Consider the following 7,926-nt stretch of genomic DNA (forward strand, 5'->3'; position numbering starts at 1 on the left):
AGCGATCGCTGTTAATTCATCCAAAGAGCTAATTGTTTCGTCCGTCTCGTCTCCCCAACGCTATTTAATAACAAATATTCTGCTAATTTTGCTTCATTTACACTTTCAAGCAGCGAACGTTGCAAGTTTACTAAATTACTCATCAATTCCGCAGAAATTCTTGCCATTAATTGCTCTACTATTTTTTATCCTTGTCAAGTATACAAATGATTGTCAGAATATTTTCAACTTACAGAGCTTTTTCCTGAAGATTTTAGGCGATCGCATTTTTCAAGGTATCAGATAGAGCGATCGCATTTTGCAGAGAAAAAAACCGTGTCGCGATCCGAAGGCTACGCGAAGCGTAATCGCTTTTCTGATGACTGTTCGGGCGATCGCCTTAAACTAAATTTGAGCTTAAAATTAGAATAGAAGACTAGCTCAAATCAAAGTTATGACTAGCATTAGAGAAGAATTAGACCGCAAGCTTAACAATCTATCTGCCGAACAACTCAATTTAGTTCGTCAATTTATAGATTCCATAGAAGATAAACAGCAAGAAATAAACCCAGAATATCCTCTTACTAATGAAGATATAGATCGCGTTGTCGAATCTTATCGCCAGCAAAATAAACAAAGACCAATTGGTTTAGCAAAAGGAGAATTTACTGTTCCCGATGATTTTAACGATCCTCTGCCAGATGAAATTCTCGATCTATTTAATAATCCTCAATGAGAATATTACTCGATACGCATATTTTTCTATGGCTTTTAGACGATGACAAACGTTTGTCAAAGCAATATCGTCAAATTATTCACGATTTGGATAACGAAATATTTTTAAGCGTTGTTTCTATCTGGGAATGTGTCATTAAATATCAAGTGGGCAAACTAAATTTCCCTAATTCTCCAGAAATATACCTACCACAAGAGAGACGAAAGCATTTAATCAAGACTTTGACTGTAGATGAAAATAGTATTACTAGATTGATTGGACTTCCCTTGATTCACAAAGATCCTTTTGACCGCTTGATTATGTCTCAAGCTTTGCAGCACAATCTAATAATTATGACTGAGGACAAATTAATACTGGCATATCCAAATATGCGGTTTTTCTAAAAATTTAGAATCGCATTTTTCAATACATAAAATAAGGCGATCGCTGGTAAGTAAAAGAGAAGACTAAAGTTGATAGATTACAATCATAAGAATAAAGATTCGCAGGCGTAAAATCAATATGGTTGCCATAGTTGAACAATCTACAGTTAACACTTGGATAACTGCTTCGTGGGATGAATACATTGAAAAAGCCGAACATCCTAGCTTGGAAAAGGCAAAAAGCTACTACCACCACGGTAAATATAGGATTGAAATGACACCCATTGGTAACGAACATTCTCAGGATCATTTTATTATTAACCATGCTGTTTATCTCTACGCAACCCTAAAAGGTATTCCTTTGACGGGAAAAGATAATTGTAGTTATCGTCTAGTCGGTATAAGAGAGTTTCAACCCGATCTATCCTGCTACGTGGGCGAAAATGCCAGTGCTATTCCCTGGGGAGTAGGAATAGTCAATTTAGATGATTATCCAGCCCCAGATTTGATTATCGAAGTTTCTAATATATCTCTGTCTGATGACTTAGGCGAAAAAAGATTACTTTATGAAAATTTGCAGGTTGCTGAATACTGGGTAATAAATGTGCTGGATATAGATATAATTGCTTTTGCCATCGCAGATGGTGGTAGTAAAAGAATTAGTCAGTCCCAGATTTTGCCAGGCTTGAAACTAGAAATCCTCACTGAAGCACTGCGAAAAAGTAGAGATACGAACCATACAGAAGTTGGTAGTTGGTTAATGCAGCAATTTAAACTTTAAATCAAACTGTTTAGAGCGATGCCTTTGGCTGATTTTGCGATCGCACTTTTTAATGCATAAGACAAACTGAATCTGAGCTTAAAATTTAGAATAGAAGACTAGCTCAAATTAAAGTCATGACTAGCATTAGAGAAAAAAGCGATGTTTTCGGTACAGCTTTCGCGGATCGCTTTTGTCAACACCTCAAGTAAAGCGATCGCATTTCCTAGCCAATAACAAATATCTAAAGGAGTTTAGGAAATCAAAGTAATATATAAATCTATAAATCTTCGTAAAGAGCGATCGCAATAAGAATGAAAAAAACAATATAATAAAGTAGTTCCAGAGTTTTGACTAAGGTAATTAATGTTTTTAAGAAATAAGTCCTAAATCAATTAGATTAATTAGCGATCGTATCGGTTCAAAATGTTGAATGCGTCCGTATATTTCATAAATAAGGATTAATAGCATGGCTCAAAAAAGTCAGATTATTCAGTGTCAATGTGGTGCTATTTATGTGACCAAGAAAACCAATTCTCAATATTCTTTTTGTTGTCCTGAATGCGGTCAATCTCCCGAACAAAAATCCAAACAAAATAGTTTCAATCGACATCAATCGGCGACCAAAAAAGGAGAGCGCACTAAACTCGGAGCTAAGCTACAATTTGTGACTAATCGATTTTCATTTTCTACAGTAGATCGTTATGGATATTTTAAACTAAATAATATTAAGCTTTTAGGCGCACAAATATACATACATTGGTTAGTATTAGCTGCTTCAACTTTGATTTTAGTTGTTTACAGGCAGAGTCTGATCGGTGTTGCTCTAGCGTTAATATCATACTTAGGCATTATTTTTATTCACGAAGTTGGTCATGCTGCTATGGCAAACAAAGTTGGCTGTAGAGTGCTGGCAATTAGAATTGCTCTAATTCACGGTGTATGCGAATATGAAGAACCGAGATATGAATTGGATGATATAAAAATAGCTTGGAGTGGGGTAGTATTGCAAGTAATGGTAGCAGCACTAGTTTTTTATCTATCTTCTTTGGGATTGGCTAATTATGTTTTTTTTGCACCAATTTTAGTATTTTTGGGATATTTTAGCTTATTAATCGTTCCTTACAATTTGATTCCACAAAAAGGATTTGATGGACATAAAGCTTGGCGTATAATTCCTTTTATATACAATCACTACTTTAAAAAATAACTATAGCTTAAATACTAAATGCAACGCTTAATCAAGCTGCTATTTATCTTTAGCATTCTATTATCTTTATTTATTATTTCACCTACCTTTTTAAGCGATCGCTTTGTATTTTATCCATTAATAAAAAATGGAGATGTTTTAAATCTATTCACACCTTTTGTTTTAATTCCGTTCTATTGGTTATTATTTCAAATTAATCCAGCTTATCCCCTCAAGCAAAGAGAAATATTAGTCTTTATCTTATTTGCTTGTTTTTGGGTTCAAGGTCAAGGAATGCACCTAGGTGCTAATTCCATCAGACATTTAGCAACAGTTAATGGAGATAAAAGTCTTCAAGATATAACTTATTTTTATGACGAACTTCTAAGTCATTATCTCTGGCATATTGGTACATTTGGCTTAGGGGGATTATTAATTTATCGTCAATGGCAATATCCCTTTTTAAAACAGACTTCTAATTTGAAAGTCGAACTCGTTGCGGGGTTAATTAATGGATTTATTTTATTTGTTGATGTTATCGAATCTAAAACAGCAATTTTAGGTATACCATTTATTTCAGGAGTTTTAATATTTACCTGGATTCAAGGGAGCAAAAATTTGCGCCAACAGCCAATTTTAACTTTCTTCTTTGTTTCTTCTGCTCTTGCTGGGTTATTGTTTTTGGGTTGGGGATTGTATTGGGGAGGGTTACCAGAGTTTAGCCAGGTAGGAATTATTGATTAAATTGATTATTAGTTAATTTATTTAATTAACGTCAGTTCGGGTTAAGCTACTGACTATCGATCTAGTTATTAGTTATTAGTTATTATTTACTAGTTATTTGTTTTTCAATTCTCTCACTCAAACATGAAACATCGAGAATAAACAAGAGCGTCAATTATTTTATCTTAAGTTTTTAGTTTTTAGTTTAACTAAAGACTAAAAACTAAGGACTAAAAACTAATAGCTATCTTAACTAGTCAATTCTCTTATCCCGAACTCAGGTTAATTAAGGAGCGATCTTTAACTCTTCTAAGTTCCAAAAAGCTCCTCCGAGGGCAGAATATTCAACCCCTTGGATTTTATTTCTGACTGCTGCCATAGAATAAGGATTGACCAAACATATAATCGGTAACTTTTCAGCCACTAGTTGTTGAGCTTCAGCATAGATAGCTTTACGTTTTTCTAGGTCTAATTCTTGCGCTCCTTGAATATATAAATTGGCTATTTCTGCTTCCCAATCGGCTATTTTTCTATCTTCTAAATCTTCAACTTTTTGATTGAATAGGTGAGAGTTGCCATCAACTGCCCAAAAGTTATAACGGCTATTTGGTTCGTTTCCTCCGCCAAAACCAATTAGGATACAATCCCAATCTAAAGTATTATCTAATTTTTGAATTAAGACGTTAAAGTTGAGGGTTCTAAAGTTAACTTTAATGCCAATTTTAGCTAAATCCTCTTCAATTTGATTGCCCATAGCTTCGCGAATTTTATTCCCCGTATTGGTATTTAAAACGAAGCTAACTCTCGTGCCATCTTTATCTAATAATTGTCCTCGGTTATTGTATTTAAACCCTGCTTCTAATAATAATTGTTTGGCTTTTTCGGGGTTATATTGATATTCTTTTACCCCATCATAATAAAATAGGGATTGTCTGGGAGTATAAGATACTTGGGGCTTGCCCAAACCGCGAAAGATATTATTCACCATGCGATCGCGATCTATGGCATAGGATACTGCTTGGCGAAAATTGACATTATTAAACCATTGAGACTTTTGAGGATTTAATACTGGCTTGCCATTTTTCTTACCTTGATTGAGATTAAAAGTGATAAAAGTCATACTGTACACTTCTCCCCCTTCTTTAATTTCAAAGTTACCTTTCTTTTCTTCTTTTTTGAGTAAAGAAAAGTATTCGGGAGAAACGCTAATACTATCTAAACTACCCGATCTAAATTGAGTCAGGGCTGTATCTGTCGAGTCAATAATTTCCCAAACTACTTGTTTAATATGGGGTAAATCTTCTCCCGTTACTTGCTTTTTCCAATAATAAGGATTGGGTTCAAAAATAACCCTTTGAGCGGTTTTATAACTTTTTAATTTATAAGCACTGCTGGCAAGAATTTTTTCGGCTGGAGTATCTACCGTCCAAGTAGAAAGGAATTTTAATTGACCTTCTCGGTCTTTTTCTGCGACAGTTTTTTCTAAAATATGAGCGGGATAAATCGATGCACCTGTAACAGCTAAGAAAGGTGCAAAAGGTTCGGGGATAGTAAATTTAACTTGTCTGTCGTTGACTTTGCTTACTTCGGGTAAAGCCCCACTTTGTCCGACGCGCAAGACATCTCTCATTCCCGTAGGAATATCGGTATTGAGATATAACTGGTTATAAGTAAAAACTACATCATCTACGGTTAAAGGATGACCGTCAGACCATTTTAGATTTGGTCTTAAAGTGTAGACTATTTCCAGATTATCCTCGGAAATCTCCCAAGATTCGGCTAATTCTGGCTCTATTTCCCCTGTAATTGGGTTTTGAGTAACTAAGCCATCAAATAACATTCCCCCCACACCGCTACTAGTAGCATCGGTAGAAATAACAAAGTTAAAGGTCTTCGGATCTCCCAAAATTGTCTGGGTGAGACGAGAAGGACTATCGGGATTTGCCAACAAACTACTAGGATTACAAGCAGCTAGAGGGATTAATAGGATTGCTGCTAAAGCGAACTGCAAACAACGGGCGATCGCAACTTGGAGAAAATTATTTATTAAGCCCAAAATCAATATCGTTCCTTACTCGATTTTATGCCACATTATAGTCATTTTAGTTAATTTCCTCATGGTCTAAGCTATTGTTCGGCAAGAATGGAAATTGGTGTAGTTTAACCTTCTTTAATTTTTCTTAGGGTTAGCATTGTACAATTATCTTCGATCCAGAATCTGGAAAAGCTAGCAAACTATATAAAATGAAGTTTTAGCCCGAATATTTAAAATATTTGGCTGATGACTCCCCCCTTTTTTTATCTAAAAATAAAATTTCTTATTTAGCCCATGAAAATATTGTTAACAGGAACGGAGGGATATATTGGTTCGCTTCTCGCGCCGATGTTACTCCAGCAAGGACATGAAATTATAGCGGTCGATACTGGCTACTATAAAGTAGGCTGGCTATATAACGGGACGGCATTAACTGCCAAAACTCTAAATAAAGATATTAGAAACCTAACTATTGAAGACCTCCAGGGAGTAGAAGCAGTAGTCCACCTAGCGGAACTTTCCAACGATCCTACTGGACAATTAGCCCCCAATATTACCTACGACATTAACCATAAAGGATCGGTTCATATCGCTACCCTAGCCAAGCAAGCAGGAGTAAGACGTTTTATTTATACCTCTTCCTGTAGCGTTTATGGTATTGCCGAAGGAGAATTAAACGAAGAATCTCCCGTAAATCCCCAAACTACCTATGCCATTTGTAAAACCATGGTGGAAAAAGACGTTAGTGCTATGGCGGATGATAGCTTCTCGCCGACGTTTTTGCGTAATGCTACTGCTTTTGGTGCTTCTCCTCGAATGCGCTTTGATATAGTCTTAAATAACCTATCGGGTTTAGCTTGGACGACTAAAGAAATTAAAATGACCAGCGATGGCACTCCTTGGCGACCATTGGTTCACGTTTTAGATATTTGTCAGGCGATCGCTTGTACTTTAGATGCCCCCAGAGATATAATTCACAATCAAATCTTTAACGTAGGGGATACGGCGTATAACTACCAAGTTAGAGATATTGCTCAAATTGTTGCCGATACTTTCCCTGGTTGCAAGCTCAGTTTTGGTCCCAGCGACCCCGATAACCGCAGCTATCGCGTATCTTTTGAGAAAATTGCTACTACTTTGCCTGGGTTTAAATGCGAATGGGATGCCCAAAGGGGTGCAAAACAACTCTACGAAATCTTCAAGCAAATCGATCTGACCTCGGAAGTTTTTCTATCTAGAGGCTTTACCCGTTTAAAACAATTAGAATACCTACTTCGCACCCAACAAATCGATTCTAGTTTCTTCTGGAATTAAACCAATGAATACCAAAGAATTAGTCATTGAGGCAGGACGTACGGAAAAGCGTTACTGGCAGGACTTGTGGAACTATCGGGAACTATTCTACTTCCTGGCTTGGCGAGATATTTTAGTGCGCTACAAACAAACAGCAATTGGCATTGAGTGGGCGTTAATTAGACCTTTTCTAACTATGGTGGTTTTTACCGTAGTCTTTGGTAACCTAGCCAAACTCCCCTCCGAAGGCGTACCCTATCCAATTCTAGTATTTGCAGCGATGCTACCCTGGCAGTTTTTTGCCAATTCTCTCTCAGAATCTAGTAACAGCCTAATTGTGAACGCCAATTTAGTCTCAAAAGTATATTTTCCTCGCTTAATCGTGCCTGCTAGCGCGGTAATCGTCAGCTTTGTCGATTTTATGATTTCAGGAATGATTTTACTCGGTCTAATGGCGTGGTATAACTTTGTTCCCAGTTGGCGAATTATAACTATTCCTTTCTTTATTGCGATCGCTTTTATTGCTGCGATGGGAGTAGGTTTATGGTTGGCAGCATTAAACGTGGAATATCGAGATTTCCGCTATATAGTGCCGTTTATCGTTCAGTTTGGCTTATATATTTCTCCTGTGGGATTCAGCAGCAAAGTAGTTCCCGAACAATGGCGATTCCTTTATTCCCTCAACCCAATGGTAGGGGTAATTGATGGCTTTCGCTGGGCGATTTTAGGGGGCGAATCTCAAATCTATCTTCCAGGTTTTCTTCTTTCCCTGGGAATTATCGCCATCCTTTTATGGAGCGGTATTTGGTATTTCCGCAAGATGGAAAGAACTTTTGCCGATGTAATTTA

Annotated in this window: 10 protein-coding genes; 8 read left to right on the plus strand and 2 right to left on the minus strand. The window is 36.6% G+C overall.

Going from position 1 to position 7,926, the window contains the following annotated elements:
• Positions 1 to 11 precede the first annotated feature (11 nt).
• The gene (locus AC33VI_RS22430; RefSeq protein WP_491784487.1) at positions 12 to 167 is read right to left on the minus strand and encodes a hypothetical protein; all 156 of its coding nucleotides are present in this window, start codon (positions 165 to 167) and stop codon (positions 12 to 14) included.
• 43 nt (positions 168 to 210) lie between these two features.
• Here AC33VI_RS22430 and AC33VI_RS22435 point away from each other — a divergent pair, with 43 nt between their 5' ends.
• The 6 genes from AC33VI_RS22435 (at position 211) to AC33VI_RS22460 (ending at position 3,770) form a co-directional block, all read left to right on the plus strand.
• Positions 211 to 411 (plus strand): hypothetical protein, encoded by a 201-nt coding sequence (locus AC33VI_RS22435; protein WP_491784488.1) that lies wholly within the window; start codon positions 211 to 213, stop codon positions 409 to 411.
• 22 nt (positions 412 to 433) lie between these two features.
• Positions 434 to 715, plus strand: a complete 282-nt coding sequence (locus AC33VI_RS22440) for a DUF2281 domain-containing protein (protein ID WP_491784489.1) — start codon at positions 434 to 436, stop codon at positions 713 to 715.
• On the plus strand, positions 712 to 1,098 hold the full coding sequence (locus AC33VI_RS22445; protein ID WP_491784490.1) for a type II toxin-antitoxin system VapC family toxin: 387 nt from the start codon (positions 712 to 714) through the stop codon (positions 1,096 to 1,098). Before AC33VI_RS22440 ends, AC33VI_RS22445 begins: the two co-directional genes overlap by 4 nt.
• A gap of 118 nt (positions 1,099 to 1,216) precedes the next feature.
• Positions 1,217 to 1,858 (plus strand): Uma2 family endonuclease, encoded by a 642-nt coding sequence (locus AC33VI_RS22450; RefSeq protein WP_491784491.1) that lies wholly within the window; start codon positions 1,217 to 1,219, stop codon positions 1,856 to 1,858.
• A 448-nt stretch (positions 1,859 to 2,306) separates the two neighbouring features.
• Positions 2,307 to 3,047, plus strand: a complete 741-nt coding sequence (locus AC33VI_RS22455) for a zinc metalloprotease (RefSeq protein WP_491784492.1) — start codon at positions 2,307 to 2,309, stop codon at positions 3,045 to 3,047.
• A gap of 18 nt (positions 3,048 to 3,065) precedes the next feature.
• Positions 3,066 to 3,770, plus strand: coding sequence for a hypothetical protein (locus AC33VI_RS22460; RefSeq protein ID WP_491784493.1), 705 nt, complete (start codon positions 3,066 to 3,068; stop codon positions 3,768 to 3,770).
• 265 nt (positions 3,771 to 4,035) lie between these two features.
• On the opposite strand, the gene AC33VI_RS22465 is transcribed toward AC33VI_RS22460, so the two are convergent.
• A complete protein-coding gene (locus AC33VI_RS22465; RefSeq protein ID WP_491784496.1) occupies positions 4,036 to 5,805 on the minus strand; it encodes an ABC transporter substrate-binding protein in 1,770 nt (589 codons plus the stop codon).
• A gap of 273 nt (positions 5,806 to 6,078) precedes the next feature.
• Here AC33VI_RS22465 and AC33VI_RS22470 point away from each other — a divergent pair, with 273 nt between their 5' ends.
• Both AC33VI_RS22470 and AC33VI_RS22475 read left to right on the plus strand, forming a co-directional pair.
• Positions 6,079 to 7,098 (plus strand): NAD-dependent epimerase/dehydratase family protein, encoded by a 1,020-nt coding sequence (locus AC33VI_RS22470; RefSeq protein WP_491784494.1) that lies wholly within the window; start codon positions 6,079 to 6,081, stop codon positions 7,096 to 7,098.
• A gap of 4 nt (positions 7,099 to 7,102) precedes the next feature.
• Positions 7,103 to 7,926 (plus strand): ABC transporter permease (locus tag AC33VI_RS22475; RefSeq protein WP_491784495.1); only part of this gene is annotated, 824 nt, incomplete at its 3' end.

This window comes from Waterburya sp., from assembly GCF_058530065.1.